Here is a 22,050-nt window from a genome sequence, read left to right as displayed (position 1 = left end):
CGATTCGGGTGCTTCGCACGCGACCGCAAATCCCTTCGTGTACCTGCGAGTTCGGCCTGCCGCGAGCGGCCCGCCGGCGTCGGCTACCGCTCCGCCACCAGCAGTGTCTGCAGGATCCGCCCGCAGTCCCCGTGCACGTCGTCCAGGCGGCCGGCGGCCAGGCCCGAGCCGTCGGGGCTGGCGGCGGTGGCGGCGCTGAGGCAGAGCCACTCGCCGACCGGGTCGCGGTGCAGGGCGAGGGTGATGTCGGTGTTGATCACCAGGCGGCGCACATGGTCGAGTTCGAAGGCGACGGCCCAGTTGCTGTCGGCGACGGTCAGGGCGCGGGTCAGCGCGGTGTCCGACTCGCCGGCGACCAGCGGCAGCCGCTGGCGGGCCCAGGCCGCACCGGGACCGGGCGTGTCGAAGCCGCCCTCGGCGAAGCGCCACTCCATCGCGCTGACGTAGCCGTCGAGGTGGGCGCCGCGCAGGCCGTGGAAGGGCTGCTCGGCCGGGAGCGGCGGCGGGCCGGGCTCGGGGCGCAGCGTCGGCGTGTCCGCCGGGCTCGCGGTGACCCGCCACGCCCGGGCCAGCATCACCGGCCTGCCCTCGGCGGTGATCTCGCCCTCCAGCAGCTCGGTCCGGGCCCCACCCCGGAGGGTGCGCACGTCCACCTGCAGCTCGCCCACCGGCACCGGGTACGGCACCTCCAGCGTGACCCGGGCGATCCGCATGCCCGGGCGGGCCCGGTGCCGCTCCAGCGCACGGCCGAGCAGCGCCGACGGCGGGCCCGCGTGCTGCGTCTTCGGGCTCCACGGCCCGGCGGTGGCGGGGGTGCTCTCGTACCGTCCGTCGCCGAGGTCGCGGTAGAACGCCTCGGGCAGCCCGGCCACCGATCCTGACGTCATCCCGGTTCCCTTCCTCGGCTCGCTGCTGCGCCCTTGGAGGCTACCCGGGGCGATGCGCGGACCGGACGGGAGGCGGGCACCGGGTCCGGCCGACCCCGTGATTCGGCCGGGCCCCGGCGGTGCGCGGTGGGGCGCAGCCGGGGTCGCGCTGCAGGTCTTCGCTTCCCCACGAAGGTCAACATCGCGTCCCCGGCTGTTCCCAACAATCGTCGGCTCGGTTAACGTTTCGGTCGCGTTGGTGTCGCGTGGAGTGAGGGTCACCCTGGCTGTCCGGAACGCGGCCTACCGGGGGGAATCATGGAGTTCGGGCTGTTGGGGCCGTTGCACGTGCACGACGGCACCCAGGCGCTGTCGCTGCCGGCCACCAAGCAACGGATCATCCTCGCTGCGCTGTTGCTGCGGCCCGGGTCGATCGTCACCCTTGACGAACTCATCGACGCCGTCTGGGACGGCGAGCCGCCGCAGGGCGCGCTGATCACCTTGCGCAACCACGTGATGCGACTGCGCCGCACTCTCGGCCCGGAGGCCGGCGGGCGGATCCGCACCCGGGCGCCCGGCTATGTGATCGAGGTCCGGCCGGGCGAGCTCGACCTTGACCTGCTGAGCAGCCACCATGCGGCGGGCCGGGCGGCCTGCCGGGCCGAGCAGTGGCACCTGGCCGCCGAGCAGCTCAACGCGGCGCTGCGGCTGTGGCGGGGCGAACCGCTGGTGGACGTGCCCAGCGAGACGCTGCGCAGCGCGCACCGCTCGCACTTCGAGCAGGTCCGCCTCGAGGTGCTGCGCTGGCGGATCGAGGCGGACCTGCAGCAGGGCCTGCACGAGCAACTCGTCGCCGAGCTGCGCACGCTGGTGCGCGACCAGCCGCTGCACGAGCGGTTCCGGGCCCAGTTGATGCTGGCCCTCTACCGCGCCGACCGGCAGAGCGAGGCGCTGGCCGAGTACCGGGCGGCACGCACCGTGCTGGTCGAGGAGCTCGGCGTCGAGCCGTCCGCCGAACTCGCCGAGCTGCACGACCAGATCCTGCACGGCGCCCCGACCCTCGGCCTGCACGCCGCCCCGACCCTCGCCGGCACGCCGGCCCGGCCCACCGCCGTGCCCCGCAACGACCTGCCGCGCGACGTGAGCGACTTCACCGGCCGGGAGGCGGAGTTGAGCCTGCTGCTGGCCGGCCCGCAGCCGGGGTCCACCGCCACCCGGGTGGCGGCGATCGACGGGATGCCCGGCGTCGGCAAGACCGCGCTGGCCGTGCACGCCGCCCACCGGCTGGCCGGGCAGTACCGCGACGGCCAGCTCTTCCTGGACCTGCACGGCCACACCGCCGGGCGCCAACCCTTGGACCCCGCCCAGGCGTTGGCGCGTCTGCTGACCGCGCTCGGGGTGCCGGAGAGCGCCATCCCGCAGGACGTCGAGGAGAGCGCGGCGCTGTGGCGGGCCGAGTGCGACGGCCGCTCGCTGGTCATCGTGCTGGACAACGCCGCCGACGCCGAGCAGGTCCGCCCGCTGCTGCCGGGCAGCTCGCGCTGCCAGGTGCTGGTCACCTCGCGCCGTCGGCTGTTCGGCCTCGACGGCGTCGACCCGCTCTCCCTGGACGTGCTCGAACCGGCCACCGCCACCGCGCTGTTCGTCCGGATCGCCGGTCCGGCGCGCGGCCAGGAGCCGGCCGCCGAGCTGGCCGAGGCGGTCGCGCTCTGCGGCCGGCTGCCGCTCGCCCTGCGGGTCGCCGCCGCCCGGTTGCGCAGCAGACCGGCCTGGACGGTGGGTGACCTCAACCGCCGACTGCGGGCGCACCGGGATCGCGCCGAGCCCGACACCGACCACCGCGAGGTGACCGCCGCCTTCGCCCTCTCCTACGAACAACTCGAGCCCGAGCAGCGGCGGATGTTCCGGCTGCTCGGCCTGTTGCCCGGCACCGACACCGACGGTGCGGCGGCCGCCGCGCTGGCCGCCTGCGACGAGGACGAGGCGGTGGAACTGCTGGAGCTGCTGCTCGACTGCCACCTGCTGCAGCAGCGCGCCAGCGACCGGTTCGGCCTGCACGACCTGCTGCGCGACCACGCCCGCCGGACCGTCACCGCCGAGGAGCCGCCGACACCCCGTCAGGCGGCGGTGCGCCGACTGCTCGACCACTACCGGTGGCGCGCGGCCGCGGCGATGGACGTGATCGTGCCGCAGGAGCGGTTCAACCGGCCCACCGTGGAGCCGCTGGGCCCCGGGTTCGACGCCGTCCCGGATGCCGTCGCCTGGCTGGACGCCGAGCGGGCCAACCTGGTCGCGGCCGTCGGCCTGACCGACTTCCCGGTCCACCAGATCGACCTGTCCACGATCCTCGCCCGCTACCTGGAACGCGGCGCCCACTACGCCGATGCGCTGACCGTGCACACCGCCGCGCTCACCGCCGCCCGGGAACGCGGCGACCGGTCGGGCGAGGCTGGCACGCTGCGCTTCCTCGGGCTGACCGTGATGCATCGCGGCATGCATGAGCAAGCGCTTGCTCATCTGCAGGACGCGGTCCGGGTGTACCAGACCCTGCCGCCCTCCCCGGGCCTGTCCGCGACCCTGCTCAACATCGGCGTGGTCTGCGGCCGGACGGGTCGGCTCGACGAGGGGGCGGAGTACTTCGCCCGCGGCCTCGCCAGCGCGCGCGAAGTCGGCGAGCCGGTGCAGGAGGCCACCGCGCTGCTCAACCTCGGGGTGATCCGCCGCCGCCAAGGCCGGTTCGCCGAGGCGCTGACCAACCTGGAACAGGCGCTGACGGCGAAGGAGCGGCTGGGCGACCGGGTCGGCGAGAGCATCGCCCGCGACAACCTCGGCGTGGTCTGCCGCCGCCTCGGCCGGCTGGACGAGGCCCTGGAACACCACCGCCGAGCCCTGGAACTCGACCGCGAGTGCAACGACCGCGGGGGCGAGGCGATCACCCTGGACAACCTCGGCCTGGTCCACCAGCGCCGCGGCGAGCTGGACGCCGCGCTCGAACTGTTCCAGCAGGCCCTGGAGTTGAGTCGGACGATCGAGGAGCGCAGCGGCGAGACCGTCGCGCTCGGCAACATCGGCACGGTCAGCCGCTCGCAGGGCCGACTGGCCGAGGCCCTCGCCCACCACCAGGAGGCGCTGGCCATCGCCCGCGAGCTGGAGTTCCCGCTGGTCCTCGCCGAGGCCCGCAACAACCTCGGCGAGACACTGTGCGCCGTCGGCTCCCCGAAGGAGGCGCTGGCCGAGCACCAGGCCGCGCTGGAGCTCGCCGAGGGCTGCGGCGACCCGTTCGAGGCGGCCCGCTCGCACGACTGCCTCGGCACCGCGCAGCACAGCCTCGGCGATTCGGAGGCCGCCCTCGAACACCACCGCCGGGCCTACGCCGACTACCAGCGGCTCGGGGTGCCGGAGGCGGCGGCGCTGCTGGCGGCCGGGTGCTGCGCGGTGGCTTCGAGCGGGACTGCCGCCGCGGAGAGCGCTGATGTCGCTGACGCCCCGGACGGCGTCGGCTAGCGGGCGACACGCGCGGGGGCGTGGTTAGCGTGACCGCATGACGCTGCGCGAGGTTGCTGTGCTGTGCGCCGACCTGGCCGGCGCTCGGTCGGCCTCGGCCTCGGCCTCGCCGTCGCCGTCGCCGGCGGCGTCCCCGGGGGCGTCGCTGTCGGCGTCGCTGCCGCTGGTGGTCGCGCTCGCCGGAGCCGTCGGCAAGCGGAGCACCACCGCCCTGCTGGCCCGGTTGCTCGCGGTGGCCCCCGCACCCGCCACCGGGGGCGGTGCGCCGAGCGTCGCCGTGGTGCTCAACGTCGGCTGCACCCAGGGCGCCAGCAAGCAGGCCAGCGCCACCGCCCTCGGCACGCTGCTCGACGCGCTGCCGGCCGACGGCCTCGCGGTACTCAACGCCGACGACCCGTACGCGCTCTCGCTCGCCGCCCGCAGCAACGCCCCCGTCCTCACCTTCGGCCGCACCAGCGGCGACGTCCGCGCCGCCGCCGTGACCCTGGACCAGCTCGGCCGTCCCAGCTTCACCCTCACCGACCCGCGCGGCGCCGCGGCTCGGGTCCGCCTCGGCCTGCCCGGCGCCGACCAGGTCAGCTACGCCGCGGCGGCCGCCGCCGTGGCCCTGGGCGTGGGCCTCGGGATCGACCGGGTGGCGGCCGCACTGGGAGGCCGGGGGGAGGGGTAGAGGCACCGGGAACGGGCGCGGGGCGGGGGACGGGTGGGCTCTGGGGACGGGCAGGGGTCGGGTGGGGGTCTGAGAGCGGGCGCGGACGGGCTGACGGGCGGGGAACGCGCGCAGCACCTGGGGACGGGTGGGGCGCTGGGCACGGGCTCTGGTCTGGGGACCGGCGCGGGGCTGGTGGGGGTCTGGGCACGGGCTCTGGGCTGGGTGCGGGTGGGGGCTGGGCACGGGGCGGGGCGGGGGATGGTCTGGAGTGACCATGGGCTTTGGCTCCCTGACGGGTGCTGCCCCTACGATGCGGGCCATGAACGCAGGGGGTCCGGGAGGACAGCGGATTGACGACCGGTTCGAGCTGGTGGAACGGCTCGGCGGTGGCGGCATGGGTCTGGTCTGGCGGGCCTGGGACACCGCGCTGCACCGGGAAGTGGCGCTGAAGGAGGTCCGCCCGCCCGACCCGGCGATGGACGGCGGCGATCCCGCAGCGACCGCCGTGCTGCGGGAGCGGGTGCTGCGCGAGGCGCGGTCGCTGGCCCGGCTGCAGCACCCCAATGTGGTGGTGATCCATCACATCGTCGACCGGCCCGAACTCGCGCACCCGTGGCTGGTGATGGAGCTGGTCCCCGGCGGCTCGCTCGACCACCGCCTCAAGCAGGGCGCGCTGCCTCCCGCCGAGGCGGTGCGGATCGGGCGTGGCGTGCTCGGCGCACTGCGGGCCGCGCACGCCGCCGGGATCCAGCACCGGGACGTGAAGCCCGGCAATGTGCTGCTGCGCGCCGACGGGTCGCCGGTGCTGACCGACTTCGGCATCGCCGCACTGTCCGGGGCGACCAGTCTGACCACGACCGGCGGCCTGATCGGCTCGCCCGAGTACATCGCGCCGGAGCGGATCCGCGGGGTGGAGGGGGATCCGGCCTCCGACCTGTGGTCGCTCGGGATGCTGCTGTACGTAGCGGTCGAAGGACACCACCCACTGCGCCGGGGCACCAGCCTGGCGACGCTGGCGGCGGTGCTGGACGAGCCGCTGCCGCCACCGGTGCGCGCGGGGGCGTTGGGACCGGCCCTGGCGGCGGTGCTGGCGCGGAACCCGGGGGAGCGGCCGGACGCGGCGGCGTTCGACCGGATGCTGGCGGCGGCGGAGTCGGCGGGGGTGTTCGAGGAGACGATGCAGCTTCGGGTGCCGCCTGCCCTACAGCTCGTACCCCTCGCTCCCGTCGCACCCGCCGTACCCGTTCCGCCGGTCGCACCCGCCGTACCGGTTCCGCCGGTCGCGCCGTACCGGCGGCGCGGGCCGTTGCTGGCTGCCGCCGTGGCCGTGGTGGTGCTCGCCGGTGTGCTGGTCTGGGGGCTCGGGCAGGGCGCGGACGGCTCGGCGGCGCAGGGGGCGAAGTCGGCGCACTCGGCGCCACCGAACCCGAGCACTTCGGCCGGCGCGCCGACCAGCACCGACCCGGCAACCACCCCGGCAACCACCCCCGCCACGACCCTCGCCCCCACCACCCTCGCCCCCACCACCCCTGCCGCCGCGCCCAAGGTCGACTTCCTCACCCCCGCCGGCGCTCGCGCGCTCGTCGACACGCTGCGCCCGGCGATGGGCGGCACCCAGGTCACCGAGCTCACCGTCTTCCCGGACCACGCCTCGGCCCAGGCGCCGAACGCGGCGAACCACAAGCTGTACGACGTGTTCGACTACACCAGCGGCGGCGCGGTGGAGCGGACCAGCGGCGGGGAGCTGGCCTCCGGCACCCGGACGGTGGACCTGCAGACCGTCGACTGGAACGCGCTGCCCGCACTGTTCGCGCAGGCCCCGGCCCAACTCGGCATCGCGCACCCCACCTTCCGGTACATCATCGTCGACCCGGACTGGACCAACGACGCGCCCACGATCCGCGTCTACCTCGCCGACGACTACGGCGGCACCTACCTGGCCGCCGACGTCAAGGGGCATGTGCTCAAGACCTACCCGCGCAACTCCTGAACACCCGAGCTCCCAAGCACCCGAGCTCCTGAGCACCCCACTCCCGATCTCCCCGGAGACTCACCCGGCGGCGGCGCGCGGCTCGGCCCGGACCTGCATCTCGGCCCGCCCGGTGACGAGCAGCCAGGCCGGTAGCGCCGCCACGCACAGGAACGGCAGCAGCCCGGGGTCCGGGACGATCGCGGCCGCCGTGAACAGGCTCAGCCAGCCGGCCCGGGTGACCGCCATCAGCAGGCCCTCCACCGCGCAGGCCACCGCCAGTGCCACCGGGACGTCCGGCACGGCGGTGTTGATCGCGCAGCCCAGCGCCGCCGCCACGAAGACCGCCGGGAAGATCCGCCCGCCCCGGAAGCCGCTGGTTCCGGCCACCAGCAGGGCCACCAGTTTGACCGCAGCCAGCCCGAGCAGGCCCCAGCCGCTGTGCTGGGTGTAGCTGGTGGCGAGCTCCTTGACCTGGTCGAGCCCCTTGAACAGGGTGAGCTCCCCGCCGAGCGCCCCGAGCCCGCCGAGCAGCAGGCCGCCGAGGGTGATGGTGAGCGCCGGGTGGCGGAGCCGCTGGAACAGCCGGTGGAGCGGCGCGAAGGCGTAGACGGCCGCCATGCCGACGGCCGCCGCCAGTGCGCCGACCAGCAGCGCCCAGCCGGCGTCCGTCAGGCCTCCGCCCGGGAAGCGGGGCAGGTCGATGACGAACTCGTTGCCCGCGATCTCCAGCGTGGTGATCGCCCCGGCCGCCGCCGACACCAGCGGCGCGAAGAGCCGGTCCCAGAGGGCCGGCCCGCCGGGCTCGGCGGGCGCCTCGGAGAGGATCAGCGCCGCCGCCACCGGTGTCCCGAAGAGCGCGCCGATCGTGCCCGCCGCCGCCAGGGCGACCCAGAGCACGGCCTTGGTCCGGGGCAGCAGCTTGTGGCCCAGCCAGTAGGCCAGTGCGATGTTGATCATCGTGATCGGGTTCTCCGGGCCGAGGCTCACCCCGCCGGCCAGGGCCAGTACCGTCACCACCGCGAGGCTGGGCAGCACCCGGGGCGGCTGCGGCGCCTCCACCAGGCTGGTCGTCGCCGGATCGGGCCCGCCGTGACCGGGCATCAGCCAGACCACCAGCCCCACCAGCACCCCGGTGACCGTCAGCACCAGCACGATCCACCAGCGGTCGAACCCGCCGAAGCCGAACTGCTGCGGCAGGTAGTGCCACCAGAAGTGCTCCAGCTGGCCGGCCAACTTGCTCACCCCCAGCAGCAGGAGCGCGGACACCACCCCCACCAGCACCGCCGGCACCACCAATGCGAGCAGGACGCGCGCCGACATCTGCTGGTGCTCTCCATCGCCCATCGGGCACTCCTTCGCGCAGCGGTCCCCCCTCGACCCTGTGAGCCTGCGCGTCCCCCGCGCACCCCGACACGGCCGTTGGGGTGAGGAATCGACCCGCACCGGGTGACGGCCCCTCAGCTACCGTGGTTGTCCGAACAAGGGGGCAAGCCATGTCGACACGGCTGACGGCTGTGGTGGTGGAGGCGCTCGAGGTGCGGGCGCTGGCGGAGTTCTGGGCACGGGCGCTGGAGTGGGAGTCGGCGCCGGGCGACGGGCGGGTGGTGGTGCGGTCGAAGGCGGGGGACGGGGTCGAGCTGTGGTTCGTCCCCTCGGAACGGCCGAAGCAGGGCAAGAACCGGCTGCACCTCGACCTGGCCGGCGGCGAGGAGCCGCCCTCGTCGGTGCGCCGGTTGCTCGCCCTGGGGGCCGAGCGGGTGGACATCGGGCAGGGCGCGGTGCCGTGGGAGGTGCTGGCCGACCCCGAGGGGAACGAGTTCTGCGTCCTGCCGGTGGCGGACACCGGCGGGCCGCTCGTTCAGCTCTGCCAGGACGCCGCCGACCCGCGGCAGCAGGGCCGGTTCTGGGCCGAGGCGACCGGCTGGACCGTGGTGGAGCAGGGGAGTCGGGGCGTCCGACTGCGCGGCGCCGACCCTCCCCCAGCCTTCGGCCGGGGGGACCCCCATGGGCCGACCCTGGTGATGGGGCCGCCGGTCGCACCCAAGTCCGGTACCAATCGGCTGCGGTTCGCCCTCACCGCCGCCGGGGCGGCGGATCAGCTGCTCACCGACCCCGAGGGGAACGAGTACCACCTCGTCACTGGTGGTGGGGGAGCCGCACCAGGGACTCGGGGGTGAGGTCGGCCGGCGTCGGGTAGCCGTCCACGGCCATCAGCAGGTCGGCCTCGGCGAGCAGGCTGCGCAGCACGTGGACGATGCCGTCCGCGCCGCCGAGCGCCAGGCCGTAAGCGTAGGGGCGGCCGATGCCGACGGCGGTGGCGCCGAGGGCGAGGGCCTTGACGACGTCGGCACCGGAGCGGATCCCCGAGTCGAAGAGGACCGGCAGGCCGTCGGCGGCCTTGACCACGCCGGGCAGGGCGTCCAGGGCGGGCAGGCCGCCGTTGGCCTGGCGGCCGCCGTGGTTGGAGCAGTAGACGCCGTCCACGCCGGCGTCCTTGGCGCGGCGGACGTCGTCGGGGTGGCTCAGGCCCTTGAGGATGATCGGCAGCGTGGTCAGCGAGCGCAGCCAGGGCAGGTCGTCCCAGGTCAACGGGTTGCCGAAGACGCCGACCCACTCCAGCACGGCGGCGCCGGGGTTCTCCTCGGGGGTCTGCTTGAGCCGGGCCCGGAAGACCGGGTCGGTGAAGTAGTTGGCCAGGCAGTGCCCGCGCAGCTGCGGGAAATTGCCGGTGGCCAGGTCGCGCGGGCGCCAGCCGGTGATCCAGGTGTCCAGGGTGATCACGATGCCCTTGAACCCGGCGGCCTCGGCGCGGTGCACCAGGCTCGCGGCCAACTCACGGTCGGTCGGCGTGTAGAGCTGGAAGAAGCCGGGCGTGTCGCCGAACTCGCCGGCGACCCGTTCCAGCGGGTCGACGCTCAGCGTGGAGGCCACCATCGGCACCCCGGTGCGGGCAGCGGCCCGGGCGGTGGCCAGGTCGCCGTGCCCGTCCTGGGCGCACAGGCCGATCACCCCGACCGGGGCCATGAACAGCGGCGACGGCAGGGTGAGGCCGAACAGCTCCACGCTCAGGTCGCGCTGCTTGGCCCCGACCAGCATCCGCGGGTGCAGGCCCCAGCGCTCGAAGGCCCGGACGTTGGCCCGCTGGGTGTGCTCGTCGCCGGCCCCGCCGGCCACGTACGACCAGACGGACGGCGGTAGCGCGGCCTCGGCCCGGGCCTCCAGTTCGGCGAAGGCCATCGGCAGGGTGGGCAACACCCCGCCGAGGCCGTGCAGGTAGATCTCGTTCTGGTAGTCGCCGAACTGCTGGGGCATGGGCTCGCCTCTCTCGGCCGGGACAGCGTCCGGGCTGCGCTGCGTGGGAACCCACCCTCGGCCTAGGGGGCGATCACCGTCAACGCCCCGGGCAGGACCCGGACCCGCGCGGGGAGGGTGGCGATCTCGTCGCCGTCCGCGCAGACCGGGATCGGGCGGTCGGCGTCCACGGCCACCTCGCGGGCGGTCCGCACGGAGACCTCGGGGCGGTCGGTGTGGGTGCCGCGCTTGGCCTCGTTCATGAAGGAGACGATCTTCGAGCGCGGGCCGTCGCCGACCACCATCACGTCGAGCAGCCCGTCGTCCGGCTTGGCCGACGGCACGATCCGCAGGCCGTGACCGTAGGCGCCGGAGTTGGCGAGGATCACGGTGTGCGCGCGGACCTGGCTGTGCACACCGTCCACGGTGAGGGTGTAGCCGGCCGCTCGCCAGGACAGGATCGCGCGCAGCGGGGCCAGGCGGTAGAGCAGCAGGGCGGGCAGTCCGCGGCCGGCGTTGATGATCCGGGTGGCGACGGAATCGATGCCGATGTACACGTTGCCCGGCGCGATCACCCCGTTGACCTCCAGCACGTCGAGATCGCGTGTCGACCCGGTCAACAGCAGATCGGCCAGCGCCGCAGGGTCCACCGGAATGTTCAGCAGCCGGGCCAGGTCGTTGCCCCGCCCGGCCGGGACGACGGCGAAGGTGCCGTGGCCGGTGACGGCGCCGGCCACGACGTCCCGCACCAGGCCGTCCCCGCCGACCGCGACCACCACGTCGCCGCGCTCGGCGGCGGCCTTCGCGCAGCCGATCGCGTGCTCCCGGCTGCGGGTCGGCTCGGTGTGCACGGTGGCGCCGGCCGCGCGCAGCAGCGCGGCGACCGGCTCCCAGCGGGCGGCGGCGTGGCCACCGCCCGAGATCGGGTTCACCACCGCGGTGAACCGGCGTGCCTGCGTGGCGGCGGGCACCTCAGCGGCCGCTCTCGTCGCGAGCCAGCAGCACGCCCGGGTTGAGGATCCCCGCCGGGTCCAGCACCCGCTTGACCGCCCGCAGCGCCTCGATCGCCAGCGGCCCGACCTCCTGCGCGTAGGTCTCGCGGTGGTCGGTGCCGACGCCGTGGTGGTGGGTGATCGCCGCGCCGGTGGCCCGGATCGCCGCGTTGGCGGCCGACTTCGCGGCCTGCCACTGGCCGAGCGGGTCCTCGGTCTGGGCGCAGGCGACGGTGAAGTAGAGCGAGGCCCCGGTCTCGTAGACGTGCGAGATGTGGCAGAGCACCAGCGGCGGGGTGCCCTGGGCGCCCAGCGCGTCGGTCAGCGCCGCGGTGACGGCGGCGCGCAGCGCGGGCAGGTTGGACCAGAAGGTCACCGTCTCCAGCGTCTCGATCAGCACGCCCGCGTCCAGCAGCGGATCCCGCAGGTACGGCGCGCGGTAGCGCCCGGTGCGCCAGGCCTCGCCGGGCTCGGTGCCCATCGGCTGCCCGCCGGCCGCCGCCAGCACCTCGCCGGCTCCGGCCCGCCGCGCGGCCACCTCGGCCGCCGTGCCCTCGTAGCCGGTGACGGCCAGGCAGCCGCCGGGGCCGCCGCCGAACATCGCGGCCGGGTCGGCCAGGTTGACCGAGGTCTCGGCCTCGTCGGACAGGCGCAGCACGGTCGGCAGCGGCCCGTCCTGGACGAGCCGGCGCAGCGCCGCCGCACCCTCCTCGAAGGTGTCGAACCGCCAGGCCTCGTAGACCCGTTCGGCCGGGACGGGACGGACCCGGACGGTCACCGAGGTGATCACGCCGAGGGTGCCCTCCGAGCCCAGCACCAACTGGCGCAGGTCGGGCCCGGCCGCCGACTTGGGCGCGCTGCCGGTGGTCAGGGTGCCGCGCGGGGTGGCCAGGACCAGGCCGACCACCATCTCGTCGAACCGCCCGTACCCGGCCGAGGACTGGCCGGCCGAGCGGGCCGCCGCGTAGCCGCCGATGCTCGCGCCCTCGTAGGACTGCGGGAAGTGACCCAGCGTCAGGCCGCGCTCGCGCAGCAGCCGTTCGGCCTCCACGCCGCGCAGGCCGGCCTGCAGGGTGGCGGTGCGGGAGACCTCGTCCACCGCCAGCACGGCGTCCAGCCGCTTCAGGTCCAGCGCGACCACGCCCGCGAAGCCGGCCCGCTCGGGGGCCAGGCCGCCGACCACCGAGGTGCCGCCGGAGTAGGGGACGACGGCGTAGCCGAGTCGCTCGCAGCACTCCAGCAGCGCCACCACCTCCTCGTGCGAGCCCGGGTAGGCGACGGCGTCGGGCGCGTCGGAGGCGTCGCCGGCGCGCAGGCGCAGCAGGTCGGGGGTGGACCAGCCGCGGGTGTGGGCGAGGCGGGCCGCCGGGGTGGCGGTGACGTGCTCGGCGCCGACCGCTTCGGCCAGCGCCGCGAGGTCCACGGCGGGCTCGGGCAGCGGGAGTCGGTCCAGCTCCACCGGCGGCTTCTCGGGGGTGCGGACGCCGAAGGCGGCAAGGGTCTCCTGGGCGGCGGCCGGCAGTGTGGTGCGGTGGGCGGGGTCGCCCCAGCGGTAGGGGTGGAAATCGGTGAGGGGCAGGTCTGACTCGGTCATCGAGGTCCTCAGGTCCTGGGCTGGGGGAGAGTGCGCTGATACACTTGTACATGTGGTGTCGCAGCGAATCAACACTCAGGTAGAACTCAAGGCCGCCAACGCCATCCCCGAGGAGCGGATCCTCGACGCGGCGTACCAGCTGCTGCTCAGCTTCGGCATGCAGCGCATCACGATGGCCGACATCGCCCGCCAGGCGGGCGTGTCGCGGGCCACCCTGTACCGCCGCTGGGGCGGCGTGCGCGAGGTGCTCGGCGCCCTGACCATCCGGGAGTGGACGGCGCTCACGCTCGCCGCGATGCCGGGGGAGGCGCGGGCGATCGGGCGGGCGGAGCTGGTGGACGGGGTGGTCCGGCTGGTCCGGGGGATCCGGGTCCACCCGCTGCTGCGGAAGATCATCGAGGTCGACCCGGACTTCCTCACGCCCTATCTGCTGACCAGGCGCGGCACCAACACCAACCACCAGCTGGAGATGCTGACGGGCGCACTGGGCCTCGCGGTGGCCGAGGGTTCGGTGCGGGCCGAGGACCCGGAGCTGTTGGCCCGCGCGGTGCTGCTGACCGCCTGGTCGTTCACCCTCACCGGCCCGGTCTTCACCGACACCCCCGACGGGGCCGGCCCCGAACTCGACCGGCTCGACGCCGAGCTGCGTCTGCTGCTCGACCGCTACCTGGCGCCCCAACAGCAAGGCGGACACGCATGAACACCTCACTCAACGCCGCCCGCCGCTCCCGCGAGCTGGCCGAGCTGCGCGGACCGGACGTCGGCCCGGTCGACGTCCTGGTCATCGGCGGCGGAGTCACCGGTGCGGGGGTCGCGCTGGACGCCGCCTCGCGCGGGCTGTCCGTGGTCCTCGCCGAGAAGCACGACCTCGCCTTCGGCACCAGCCGGTGGAGCTCCAAGCTGGTCCACGGCGGCCTGCGCTACCTCGCCTCCGGCGCCGTCGGCATCGCCCGCGAGAGCGCCGTCGAACGCGACATCCTGCTCCGCCGCACCGCCCCGCACCTGGTGCACGCGCTGCCGCAGATCGTCCCGCTGCTGCCCGGCACCGGCTTCGGCGGCGCCGCCCTGGTCCGGGCCGGCTTCCTGGCCGGGGACGCGCTGCGGCTCAGCGCCGGCACCCCCTCGGCGGTGCTGCCGCGCTCGCGCCGGCTGGCCCCCGCCGAGGTGCTGCGCTACGCCCCCACCGTCGCGGCCGCCGGCCTGCGCGGCGGGCTGGTCTTCTGGGACGGCCAACTCGTGGACGACGCACGGCTGGTGGTCGCACTGGCGCGGACCGCGGCGGGGTACGGGGCGCGGGTGCTGACCCGCTGCGCGGCGTCCGGGGCCAGCGGCTCCGGTGCGCTGCTGCGCGACGAACTGACCGGCGACAGCTTCCGGTTGCGCGCCCGCACGGTGATCAACGCCACCGGGGTGTGGGCGGGCGGGCTGGCCCCAGGGATCACCCTGCGGCCCAGTCGCGGCACCCACCTGGTCTTCCCGCAGTCCGCCTTCGCCGGCCTCAACGCCGGGCTCACCGTCCCGGTCCCCGGCGAGACCAACCGCTTCGTCTTCGCCCTGCCGGCGCCGGACGGCCGGGTCTACGTCGGGCTCACCGACGAGGACGCGCCCGGCCCGATCCCCGACGAGCCGCAGGCCTCCGAGACCGAGATCGACTTCCTGCTGCGGACCATCAACTCCGCGCTGCGCACCCCGCTCACCCGGGCCGACCTGCTCGGCACCTTCGCCGGCCTGCGCCCGCTGCTGGACGACGGCACCGGCCGCACCGCCGACGTCTCCCGCAAGCACGCCGTGCTGACCGCCCCCGACGGCCTGGTCACCGTGGTCGGCGGCAAGCTCACCACCTACCGCCGGATGGCCGAGGACGCGCTCGACGCCGCCCTCGCCCGCACCCGGCTGCCCGCCGGCCCCTGCCGCACCCGCACCCTCCCGCTGGTCGGCGCCGCTCCCCGGGCCGCGCTGGCGGAGGTGCCGGGCCCGCTGCGGCTGGTCCGCCGCTACGGAACCGAGGCCCCGGCCGTGCTGGCCGCCGGCGAGAGCACCCCGGTCGCCCCGGGCGTGGCGACCACGATGGCCGAACTCCGGTTCGCGGTGGCCCACGAAGGCGCCCTGGACGTCGCCGACTTGCTGGACCGACGTACCCGACTTGGCCTATCACCGTCGGATCGTGCGTCGGCGCAGGACGCAGCGGCGGCAGCACTGCGACAGTAGGGCCATGGGCGACAAGGACGGCGAAACGCGATACATCTTCCTCGACCCGGACGGGTCGGGCTCGGGCCTGGGCTGGGTGGCCGTGATCGTGGCGGCGCCCACCGGCGTGGTCTACCGCAACCAGGGCGGCGGCCACGGCTGCATCCCCTACGAGCAGGAGGGCTACCTGATCCCGCTCTTCGGGGAGGGACTGGACGAGGAGCTGCGGGGGATCTTCGTCGGCGAGCTGGACGGCTGGGGTTCGCGCGGACTGGACTGGCCGGCGCCGCTGCTCGATCGGCTGCGCACCGCCGTCGGCTTCCACGTCTACGGTTCCGCGAACCGGGAGGACCTGTTCCCCACCCCACTGGTGCTGGACGAGTCCCGGCTGACCGAGGCCGACGAGGCCTGGATCCCGGTCCACACCCCGGACGGGCCCGGTCAATTGGTGTGGGAGAACTCCGACTAGGGCGCTACCGCAAGCCGCATGACGGATGATCAACTGCACAGTGCCGACCGGCTGGTTCGGGCCGACGAGCTCTACCACGCCGCCGTCTTCGGCGCCCCTGCCGCGCCCGCCGAGCTCGGAACGGCGGCGGTGAGCCGCAGCATGGTGTCGGCCACCGCCTGCGGGGTGGGACGGTCGAGGGCGTCGACCAGCTGCCCGTCGGCCAGGAAGAGCACCCGGTCCGCGTGCGCGGCGGCCAGCGGGTCGTGGGTGACCATGACCACGGTCGCGCCCAGCTGGTCCACGGCCTGGCGCAGCAACTGCAGCACCTCGCGCGCGGTGCGGGTGTCCAGGGCGCCGGTCGGCTCGTCGGCGAAGAGCACCTCGGGACTGGTGATCAGGGCGCGGGCGATCGCCACCCGCTGCTGCTGGCCGCCGGAGAGTTCCCCGGGCCGACGCCTGCCGTGCTCGGCCAGCCCCACCCGGGTCAGCAGCTCGCGGGCCCGGCCCCGGTCCGGCCGACCACCGGCGAGGCGCTGCGGCAGCAGCACGTTCTGCTGGACGGTGAGGGAGGGGAGCAGGTTGAAGGACTGGAAGACGAAGCCGATCCGGCTGCGGCGCAGCTCGGTCAGCTTGTTCTCGCTCAGCCGGCTGATCTCGGTGCCACCGAGCAGCACCTCGCCGGAGTCGGGGCGGTCCAGCCCGGCGGCACACTGCAGGAAGGTGCTCTTGCCGGAGCCGGAGGGGCCCATCACCGCGGTGAAGCTGCCCCGGGGCAGGGCCAGGTCGATCCCGCGCAGGGCCTGCACGGCCCGGTCGCCGCGGCCGTAGCGGCGCTGCACGGCGCGCAGCTCGACGGCGGGGGAGTCCTGCGGGGTACGGGGTGCCATGGTGGTCCTTCCGAGGGCGGTTGACGACGCTTCCCACGCTAGGAAGTGACGGGCCGGTGGACCATGGAGGTCGCAGGCGTCCCCGCGGTGGGGTTAACCCCACTCGCCCACTCGCCCACTCGCCCACCGCGGACCTCAGGCGTCCTGTGCCGGGACCGTCCCGTCCGCGATCGCCCGGACCAGCTCGCCGTGGTCGGCCAATGTCTGGTCGGCGTAGCGCATGGCGAACTCGGCGATCGCGGCGTCGAAGGCGTCGCTGCCGCCCAGGTAGCCCGCGATCGCGATCCGGTCGCCCGAGCGCGCGTGCGCCCGGGCCAGCGCGTGGCCGCAGAGCGCGGCGTAGGCGCGCAGCCCGCCGGCCGTCATCCGGTCGACCTCGGCGGAGCCCTTCATGTCGCGCAGCTGCCGGCCGTAGAAGTGTCGGCCCCCGGGACCGGTCGTCCAGCCGAGGAAGATGTCCCCGGCCGCCTGCAGCAGCCGCTGCCCGGCGACCACCCGGTGGCCCTGGTGATCAGGCACCGGCCCGGTGGCGAACGGCGCGAGCACCGACTGCTGCGCCTCCTTGACCTGCAGGAAGAGCGGGTCGCGCGAGTCGCGGCCCTGCAGCAGCACGATGAAGCAGCGGGTGCCGACGCTCCCCACGCCGACCACCTTGACCGCCACGTCGGTGAGCTGGAACCGGTCGAGCAGCACCCGCCGCTCCTCCGGCAGGGTGGCCCGGTACTGGCTGAAGACCTTGCCGACGGCCCGGTACTCGGGCACCGCGACCGGCTGCACCAGCGGCGGGTCGGCGATGATCCGCGGCCGGCCGTCGCGCAGCTCGGTGAGCTTCTCGAAGGCCTGCAGGCTGGTCCGCCGGCGCGCGCGTTCGAGGTTCTGCTCGGCCCGTCGGCGACGCTCGCCGGTGAGCAGCGGCAACACCTGGGAGGTGTCCAACTTCTGGTACCAGACATCCAGCTCGCCCATCCCGGCGAGGCGGCGCATCGCCGTCCGGTAGGCCTCGGCCGACGCCTTGGCGGACGCCCGGGCGGCGCTGTCGCGGTCGCCGTTCTGCCGGGCGGCGACCGCGATGCTGGCGGCCAGGCGCTTGACGTCCCACTCGAACGGGCCGGGGTGGGTCTCGTCGAAGTCGTTGAGGTCGAAGAGCAGTGCCCGCTCCGGGGAGGCGTACATGCCGAAATTCAACAGGTGGGCGTCGCCGCAGAGTTGGACGACCAGGCCGGTGTTGGGGCCGGCCGCCAGGTCGGTGGCCAGCACGGCGGCCGCGCCGCGCAGGAAGGCGAACGGGGACTGCGCCATCCGGCCGTAGCGGATCGGCAGCAGCTCCGGGACCCGGTCCGCGCCCTGCTCGACCAGCACCGCGACCGGGTCGGGGCGCCCGGTGGCCGGGATCCACTGCCCGTGCGAGCGCCGCCCGACCACCTTCCGGGCGTCCTGCCCCAGCTTGGCCCGTTCCGCCGGACTCGTCACCGCGCCGCCTCCTGCGTCGTCGTGGATCGTTCCCACATCCTCGACGCCGGGCCGGCGCCACGCACTCCGGGCGCAGCTGAGAGAGGCTCCTAGCCGCCCGGGCGGCCGAAGAGCTGCTCGAGCGAGCGGCGGTCGCGCTTGGTCGGACGCCCGGCGCCGCGGTCGCGCAGGGCGAAGCCGCCGGCCTGCTCGGCGGTGGGGCGGGGCAGGCTCTTGTCGACGAAGCACTCGGCGGCCACCGAGGCGCCCACCCGCTTGCTGATCAGCCGGGCGACCACCACCACCCGGTCCCAGTTCTCCTGGCGCACCCGCACCTCGTCGCCCACCCGCAGCGCCTGCGCGGGCTTGATCCGCTCGCCGTTGACCCGGACGTGGCCGGCGCGGCAGGCGGCAGCGGCGAGTGAGCGGGTCTTGGTCAGGCGCACCGACCAGATCCAGCTGTCCACCCGGACCGAAGCTTCGTCTACAGCCATGCTCCGACTCTACCTGCCGGCCGGCCCGCAACGGCCGAGGACCGGCAGCCCCGGGAGAGGGGGCTGACGGTCCTCGGCCGACCAGGACGGATCAGGCGCAGTGGCTCCAGCCACTGGTCCACGAGGCGGTCTTGTACGAGCCGCCCCACTCGACGCAGGCACTCGGTGCGTGCTCGACCACCGGTCCGGCGTAGTAGGTGAAGGTGCCCGGGTTGTTGGCGGAGTTGCCGCCCTGCACCGCGAGGGTGGCGTTCATCGAGACCGCACCGGCCGGGTTGGCCGCCAGGGTGGTCACGCAGTTGTCGCCGGTCGCGCTGTTGTAGAGCAGGTAGACGGTGGCGTCACCCAGGTTGTGGGTGTCGATCACCGAGTAGCCGCTGCCGCAGACCTGCGCGGCGGAGTACGGGTTGCCGGTCGCGGGGGACGGCGACGGGGACCCGGTGCCGCAGTGGCTCCAGCTGCTGGTCCAGGACGTGCTCTGGTAGGAACCACCCCACTGGACGCAGGAGTTGGGGGCGTTCTCGACCACCGGTCCGGCGTAGTAGGTGAAGCTGCCCGGGTTGCTGGCCGAGTTGCCGCCCTGCACCGCGAGGGTGGCGTTCATCGAGACCGCGCCCGCCGCGCTCTTCGCCAGGGTGGTCACGCAGTTGTTGCCGGTCGAGCCGTTGTACAGCAGGTAGACGACGGCCGAGCCGAGGTCGTGCGAGTCGATCACGCCGTAGCCGCTGCCGCAGACCTGGGTCGGGGTGTAGATGTTGCTGCCGACGGGGCCGGGCGCGCCGGAGCCGCCGCCGCAGTGCGTCCAACCACTGGTCCAGGAGGTGGTCTTGTAGGTACCGCCCCACTGGACGCAGGCGCTGGGCGCGGATTCGGTCACCGGCCCCGCGTAGTAGGTGAAGCTGCCCGGATTACTGCCGGAAGCGCCGCCCTGGACCGCGAGGGTGGCGTTCAGCGAGACCGCGCTGCTCGGCGAACTGACCAGGGTGGTGACGCAGTTCTGACCGGTCGAGCTGTTGTACAGCAGGAAGATCACGGCGCCGTTGAGGTCGTGCGAGTCGATCACGCCGAAGCCGCTGCCGCAGACCGCGCTCGGGCTGTACGGGTTGCCGCTGGTGACCGGGGGCGGGTTGTTGCCGCTGCCGCTGGCCACCGGGGTGGTGTAGGCCTTGATGTAGTAGCCGTCGTAGGTGTCCACGGTGCTCGGTTCCGAGCCCACCGACTTCTGGCCGGCCGAGATGGTGGACGCCACCACGCTGGAGCTGACCGCGAATCCGGCCATCGAGCCGGTGCCGCTGGTGCCGTTCCAGTCGCCGTTCGCGATGGTGATCGAGCCGTCCGAGTTGACCGAGCTGACGATCGCCACGTGGTGGATCTCGGAGTCGTAGATGCTGCCGAACTCGACCGCGTCACCCGGCTGCGGGCTGTACGAGGTGGAGGTGTGCAGTGTGCCGTTGTTCTGTCCGTAGGTGTAGAAGCTGGACGCGGCGGCGGTCAGACCGCCGGTGTAGAAACCGGAGTTCTGCCAGACCCACTCGGCGAAGTCGGCGCACCAGTACTCGGGACCGCCCGAGTAGCCGCCGGAACAGCTGTGGATGAACTGCGAGCCGCCCAGGCTGTTGGTGGTCGGGTGGTTGGCACAAGTACCCGCGGTCTTGCCGATGTTGGCCGCGGCCAGGCTGGCGGCGTTGCCGCCGGCCGCGGCGGACGCGGTGGTGGCCGGGGCCAGTGAGACCAGAGCCAGCATCAGGATGACCGCGGCGGCGCCGGATATTCGGCGCAGCAGACGCGTGAAGGAGGACACCATTCTCCTCGGGGGAGCGGAGTTGACGGGACGCCCGCGCCGCCGGTGCCGGAGCCGAGAGGGAGTCTCGGGTCCGGCACCGCGTTGTGGTCGGTGCGAGTGCGGTCAGTCTCGGTGCCTGGTCTATCGCGGCCATATAGCGCAGCTGGGCGTCTGACGATCAGTCAGTAATGCTGCCGGTCAGTGCTGGTGGCGATGGCTCAGTTGGTGTCCGGGTAGCGGCAGGCCGCGTGTTCGGCCGTGCCTCGTTCGGCGGCGCTGAGCTGGGCGGGCTGCCCAGTGGCGTCGCCGGGTGACAGCAGGCGGGCGTCCAGGATGTCGGTCGGATCGCCGCCGCCCAGGCAGCCCACCGCCACCACCCGAAGCTGCCCGGCACGAGCGGCCTCGCTCAGCGATCCGAGTCGCCAGGCGTAGTCGAAGGCCTTCTCCAGGCTGCCGTTGAGCTTGAGCTGGTGCCAGCTGGGGGCGTCGGTCCCACTGGCGTAGTAGCCGGCGAAGCCGACGATGCCCAGATGGGTGCCGGTCGCCTTCAGGTCCACCAGGCCCTCGATGTTCGTCGAGCGCGTCACGGTCAGCGCGACCGAGCTGGGCGGCGGGACGTCGTTCGGGCAGGAGCTGGGCTGCAGGTCGCCCGGCGGGTCGCCGTGGATGATCGCGGAGGCGACCACGCCGCCGCCGACCAGCTGGAACCAGCGCATGTCCATCGAGCCGCCGGTACGGTCCCAGACCACGTCGCCCAGGCAGTAGCTGCTGAAGTTCAGCTGGCAGCCGGCCGGGACGGTACGGATGGTGGGCGCGTTCAGGCTGGCGCCGGAGTGGACGTGCGCGCCGTTGTCGTAGGTCTTGCCGGTGAACCTGGCCGGTGTCCCGGCCCCGGTGCCGGTGGTGCCGGTGGTGCTGGAGTTGCCGGTGCTGCGCGAGGTGGCGCCGGTCACCGGGGTGGCGTCCGGGCCGCAGGCGACGGTCGCGGCCTGCGGCTCCTGATGGACCGCCAGCCGGGTCGCCAGCACACCGCCGATCAGGGCGAGTGCCGCGGCGGCGGCCGCAACGACGATGGTGGTGCGGCGCTGCCAGGGCCAGCGGCGTGCTGCCCAGCGGCGCTGCGCCGAGTCGGGGGTGCTGGCGAGCTGGTCGAGGGTGGATATGTCGGTGTCGGTGTCAGTGTCGGTTTCGGCAGCGCTGTCGGCCGTGCTGTCGGCCGTGCCGGCGGCAGCGGTGTCGCCGGCTGGGGCCGACTGCTCCTCGGGGGACCGCTCCTTGACGGCCTGTTCCGGGGCGGGCTGCTGCTCGGGCGGGCTGTCCGGCGCCGGCACGCGCTGCTCGGTCAAGGTGCGGTTGAGCTCCGTCCAGCGCCGTTCCCAGAGCTCGACATCGCCGCCGCAGGCGCCGACGTACGCCAGCGTCACCTCCAGCGTCGGCTGCCGCATACCGGCGGCCGCGTCGCTCAGCGTGCTGGCGCTGAATCCGGCCGTGGTGGCAAGAGCTCGGTAGGTCGGGTTGCCCGCCTGCTCGCGCACGGACCGCAAGTCGTGCGCGAAGGCCTGCAAGGGCCCCTCGGTCGGGTCGATGGGACGTGGTTTGCGGGCCAACGAGTCTCCTGGGCTCTGCCCGTACCGTCCCCTGCTGAGAGACGGTCGGGGCTGTCGTCCGAACGCGCGTTCCTGGTGGTGGTACCTGATGGAAGGTCAGTGTGGCGGTGTGATGGTACTCGGCCAGGTTTTCCGCACGCGAGTCCGGAGGTTCACCGGCGGGCAGCCCGCTGTTACCGGGAGTGGCCGCGGTAGGTAACGAATGATCACCTCCCGGTGGCTCCAGGTAAAACCGAATGTTGAATATTGCCCCAACCCTTGTTGACCTGCGCATGCCTGGCTAGCCTCATCGCGAGCCGGCCGACCGAACGAGGATTCGGG

The 22,050-nt window shown here is 74.1% G+C and carries 17 protein-coding genes; 7 read left to right on the top strand and 10 right to left on the bottom strand.

What is annotated here, in order from left to right; genetic code table 11:
- Window positions 1-83: 83 nt before the first annotated feature.
- The gene (locus BR98_RS08170) at window positions 84-887 is read right to left on the bottom strand and encodes a thioesterase family protein (RefSeq protein WP_035841426.1); all 804 of its coding nucleotides are present in this window, start codon (window positions 885-887) and stop codon (window positions 84-86) included.
- 297 nt (window positions 888-1,184) lie between these two features.
- Between BR98_RS08170 and BR98_RS08165 the strand changes: the two genes are divergently transcribed.
- From BR98_RS08165 to BR98_RS08155, 3 genes are all read left to right on the top strand, one after another.
- Window positions 1,185-4,370 carry an AfsR/SARP family transcriptional regulator gene (locus tag BR98_RS08165; RefSeq protein ID WP_051969436.1) on the top strand — a complete coding sequence of 1,062 codons (3,186 nt, stop codon included), beginning with the start codon at window positions 1,185-1,187 and terminating at the stop codon, window positions 4,368-4,370.
- 37 nt (window positions 4,371-4,407) lie between these two features.
- A complete protein-coding gene (locus BR98_RS08160; RefSeq protein ID WP_051969435.1) occupies window positions 4,408-5,040 on the top strand; it encodes a Mur ligase family protein in 633 nt (210 codons plus the stop codon).
- A 301-nt stretch (window positions 5,041-5,341) separates the two neighbouring features.
- Window positions 5,342-7,012: a serine/threonine-protein kinase gene (locus tag BR98_RS08155; RefSeq protein ID WP_035843570.1), complete on the top strand. Its 1,671-nt coding sequence runs from the start codon at window positions 5,342-5,344 to the stop codon at window positions 7,010-7,012.
- A gap of 60 nt (window positions 7,013-7,072) precedes the next feature.
- Here the strand turns inward: BR98_RS08155 and BR98_RS08150 are convergent, their stop codons facing one another.
- A complete protein-coding gene (locus tag BR98_RS08150; protein ID WP_063774724.1) occupies window positions 7,073-8,338 on the bottom strand; it encodes an ion channel protein in 1,266 nt (421 codons plus the stop codon).
- A 149-nt stretch (window positions 8,339-8,487) separates the two neighbouring features.
- Here BR98_RS08150 and BR98_RS08145 point away from each other — a divergent pair, with 149 nt between their 5' ends.
- Window positions 8,488-9,171 carry a VOC family protein gene (locus BR98_RS08145; RefSeq protein WP_063774723.1) on the top strand — a complete coding sequence of 228 codons (684 nt, stop codon included), beginning with the start codon at window positions 8,488-8,490 and terminating at the stop codon, window positions 9,169-9,171.
- Here the strand turns inward: BR98_RS08145 and BR98_RS08140 are convergent.
- From BR98_RS08140 to BR98_RS08130, 3 genes are all read right to left on the bottom strand, one after another.
- Entirely contained in the window at window positions 9,131-10,306 is a 1,176-nt protein-coding gene (locus tag BR98_RS08140) for an alpha-hydroxy-acid oxidizing protein (protein WP_035841424.1), read from the bottom strand. The genes BR98_RS08145 and BR98_RS08140 overlap by 41 nt on opposite strands.
- Window positions 10,307-10,368: 62 nt before the next feature.
- A complete protein-coding gene (locus BR98_RS08135) occupies window positions 10,369-11,256 on the bottom strand; it encodes a diacylglycerol/lipid kinase family protein (RefSeq protein WP_035841421.1) in 888 nt (295 codons plus the stop codon).
- A 1-nt stretch (window position 11,257) separates the two neighbouring features.
- A complete protein-coding gene (locus BR98_RS08130) occupies window positions 11,258-12,871 on the bottom strand; it encodes an FAD-binding oxidoreductase (RefSeq protein ID WP_035841420.1) in 1,614 nt (537 codons plus the stop codon).
- Window positions 12,872-12,923: 52 nt separating this feature from the next.
- Between BR98_RS08130 and BR98_RS08125 the strand changes: the two genes are divergently transcribed.
- Genes BR98_RS08125 through BR98_RS08115 form a run of 3 tightly spaced genes read left to right on the top strand, consistent with a single transcriptional unit; the run spans window position 12,924 to window position 15,527 of the window.
- Complete coding sequence (locus tag BR98_RS08125; RefSeq protein WP_035841418.1) at window positions 12,924-13,571, top strand: TetR/AcrR family transcriptional regulator; 648 nt, start codon at window positions 12,924-12,926, stop codon at window positions 13,569-13,571.
- Window positions 13,568-15,079, top strand: coding sequence for a glycerol-3-phosphate dehydrogenase/oxidase (locus tag BR98_RS08120; protein WP_035841416.1), 1,512 nt, complete (start codon window positions 13,568-13,570; stop codon window positions 15,077-15,079). The genes BR98_RS08125 and BR98_RS08120 overlap by 4 nt, the downstream gene beginning before the upstream one ends.
- 4 nt (window positions 15,080-15,083) lie before the next feature.
- Window positions 15,084-15,527 carry a DUF6210 family protein gene (locus BR98_RS08115; RefSeq protein ID WP_035841414.1) on the top strand — a complete coding sequence of 148 codons (444 nt, stop codon included), beginning with the start codon at window positions 15,084-15,086 and terminating at the stop codon, window positions 15,525-15,527.
- 71 nt (window positions 15,528-15,598) lie between these two features.
- Here BR98_RS08115 and BR98_RS08110 read toward each other — a convergent pair whose 3' ends face one another.
- The 5 genes from BR98_RS08110 to BR98_RS36120 all read right to left on the bottom strand — a co-directional run bounded on the left by BR98_RS08110 (window position 15,599) and on the right by BR98_RS36120 (window position 21,729).
- Window positions 15,599-16,396 carry an ABC transporter ATP-binding protein gene (locus BR98_RS08110; RefSeq protein WP_035841412.1) on the bottom strand — a complete coding sequence of 266 codons (798 nt, stop codon included), beginning with the start codon at window positions 16,394-16,396 and terminating at the stop codon, window positions 15,599-15,601.
- Window positions 16,397-16,531: 135 nt separating this feature from the next.
- The gene (locus tag BR98_RS08105; protein ID WP_035841411.1) at window positions 16,532-17,866 is read right to left on the bottom strand and encodes a DUF2252 domain-containing protein; all 1,335 of its coding nucleotides are present in this window, start codon (window positions 17,864-17,866) and stop codon (window positions 16,532-16,534) included.
- An 89-nt stretch (window positions 17,867-17,955) separates the two neighbouring features.
- Window positions 17,956-18,339 (bottom strand): RNA-binding S4 domain-containing protein, encoded by a 384-nt coding sequence (locus BR98_RS08100; protein ID WP_035841410.1) that lies wholly within the window; start codon window positions 18,337-18,339, stop codon window positions 17,956-17,958.
- A 91-nt stretch (window positions 18,340-18,430) separates the two neighbouring features.
- The gene (locus BR98_RS40165) at window positions 18,431-20,143 is read right to left on the bottom strand and encodes a CHAP domain-containing protein (protein WP_051969433.1); all 1,713 of its coding nucleotides are present in this window, start codon (window positions 20,141-20,143) and stop codon (window positions 18,431-18,433) included.
- A gap of 197 nt (window positions 20,144-20,340) precedes the next feature.
- Window positions 20,341-21,729: a helix-turn-helix domain-containing protein gene (locus BR98_RS36120; RefSeq protein WP_157537483.1), complete on the bottom strand. Its 1,389-nt coding sequence runs from the start codon at window positions 21,727-21,729 to the stop codon at window positions 20,341-20,343.
- Window positions 21,730-22,050: the final 321 nt, after the last annotated feature.

The sequence above is a fragment of the Kitasatospora azatica KCTC 9699 genome (genome assembly GCF_000744785.1).
Classification (GTDB): Bacteria; Actinomycetota; Actinomycetes; order Streptomycetales; family Streptomycetaceae; genus Kitasatospora; species Kitasatospora azatica.
The sequence above is the reverse complement of the archived record's forward strand: the minus strand, read 5'-3'. Positions and strand labels throughout refer to the sequence as shown.

Excerpts from the sequence above, each read along its gene's own strand:
- BR98_RS08150 (WP_063774724.1), bottom strand. The coding sequence starts at position 8,338 with ATGGGCGATGGAGAGCACCAGCAGATGTCGGCGCGCGTCCTGCTCGCA.
- BR98_RS08165 (WP_051969436.1), top strand. The coding sequence starts at position 1,185 with ATGGAGTTCGGGCTGTTGGGGCCGTTGCACGTGCACGACGGCACCCAG.
- BR98_RS08155 (WP_035843570.1), top strand. The coding sequence starts at position 5,342 with ATGAACGCAGGGGGTCCGGGAGGACAGCGGATTGACGACCGGTTCGAG.
- BR98_RS08160 (WP_051969435.1), top strand. The coding sequence starts at position 4,408 with ATGACGCTGCGCGAGGTTGCTGTGCTGTGCGCCGACCTGGCCGGCGCT.
- BR98_RS40165 (WP_051969433.1), bottom strand. The coding sequence starts at position 20,143 with ATGGTGTCCTCCTTCACGCGTCTGCTGCGCCGAATATCCGGCGCCGCC.
- BR98_RS08100 (WP_035841410.1), bottom strand. The coding sequence starts at position 18,339 with ATGGCTGTAGACGAAGCTTCGGTCCGGGTGGACAGCTGGATCTGGTCG.
- BR98_RS08170 (WP_035841426.1), bottom strand. The coding sequence starts at position 887 with ATGACGTCAGGATCGGTGGCCGGGCTGCCCGAGGCGTTCTACCGCGAC.
- BR98_RS08145 (WP_063774723.1), top strand. The coding sequence starts at position 8,488 with ATGTCGACACGGCTGACGGCTGTGGTGGTGGAGGCGCTCGAGGTGCGG.
- BR98_RS08140 (WP_035841424.1), bottom strand. The coding sequence starts at position 10,306 with ATGCCCCAGCAGTTCGGCGACTACCAGAACGAGATCTACCTGCACGGC.
- BR98_RS08130 (WP_035841420.1), bottom strand. The coding sequence starts at position 12,871 with ATGACCGAGTCAGACCTGCCCCTCACCGATTTCCACCCCTACCGCTGG.
- BR98_RS08115 (WP_035841414.1), top strand. The coding sequence starts at position 15,084 with ATGGGCGACAAGGACGGCGAAACGCGATACATCTTCCTCGACCCGGAC.
- BR98_RS08120 (WP_035841416.1), top strand. The coding sequence starts at position 13,568 with ATGAACACCTCACTCAACGCCGCCCGCCGCTCCCGCGAGCTGGCCGAG.
- BR98_RS08110 (WP_035841412.1), bottom strand. The coding sequence starts at position 16,396 with ATGGCACCCCGTACCCCGCAGGACTCCCCCGCCGTCGAGCTGCGCGCC.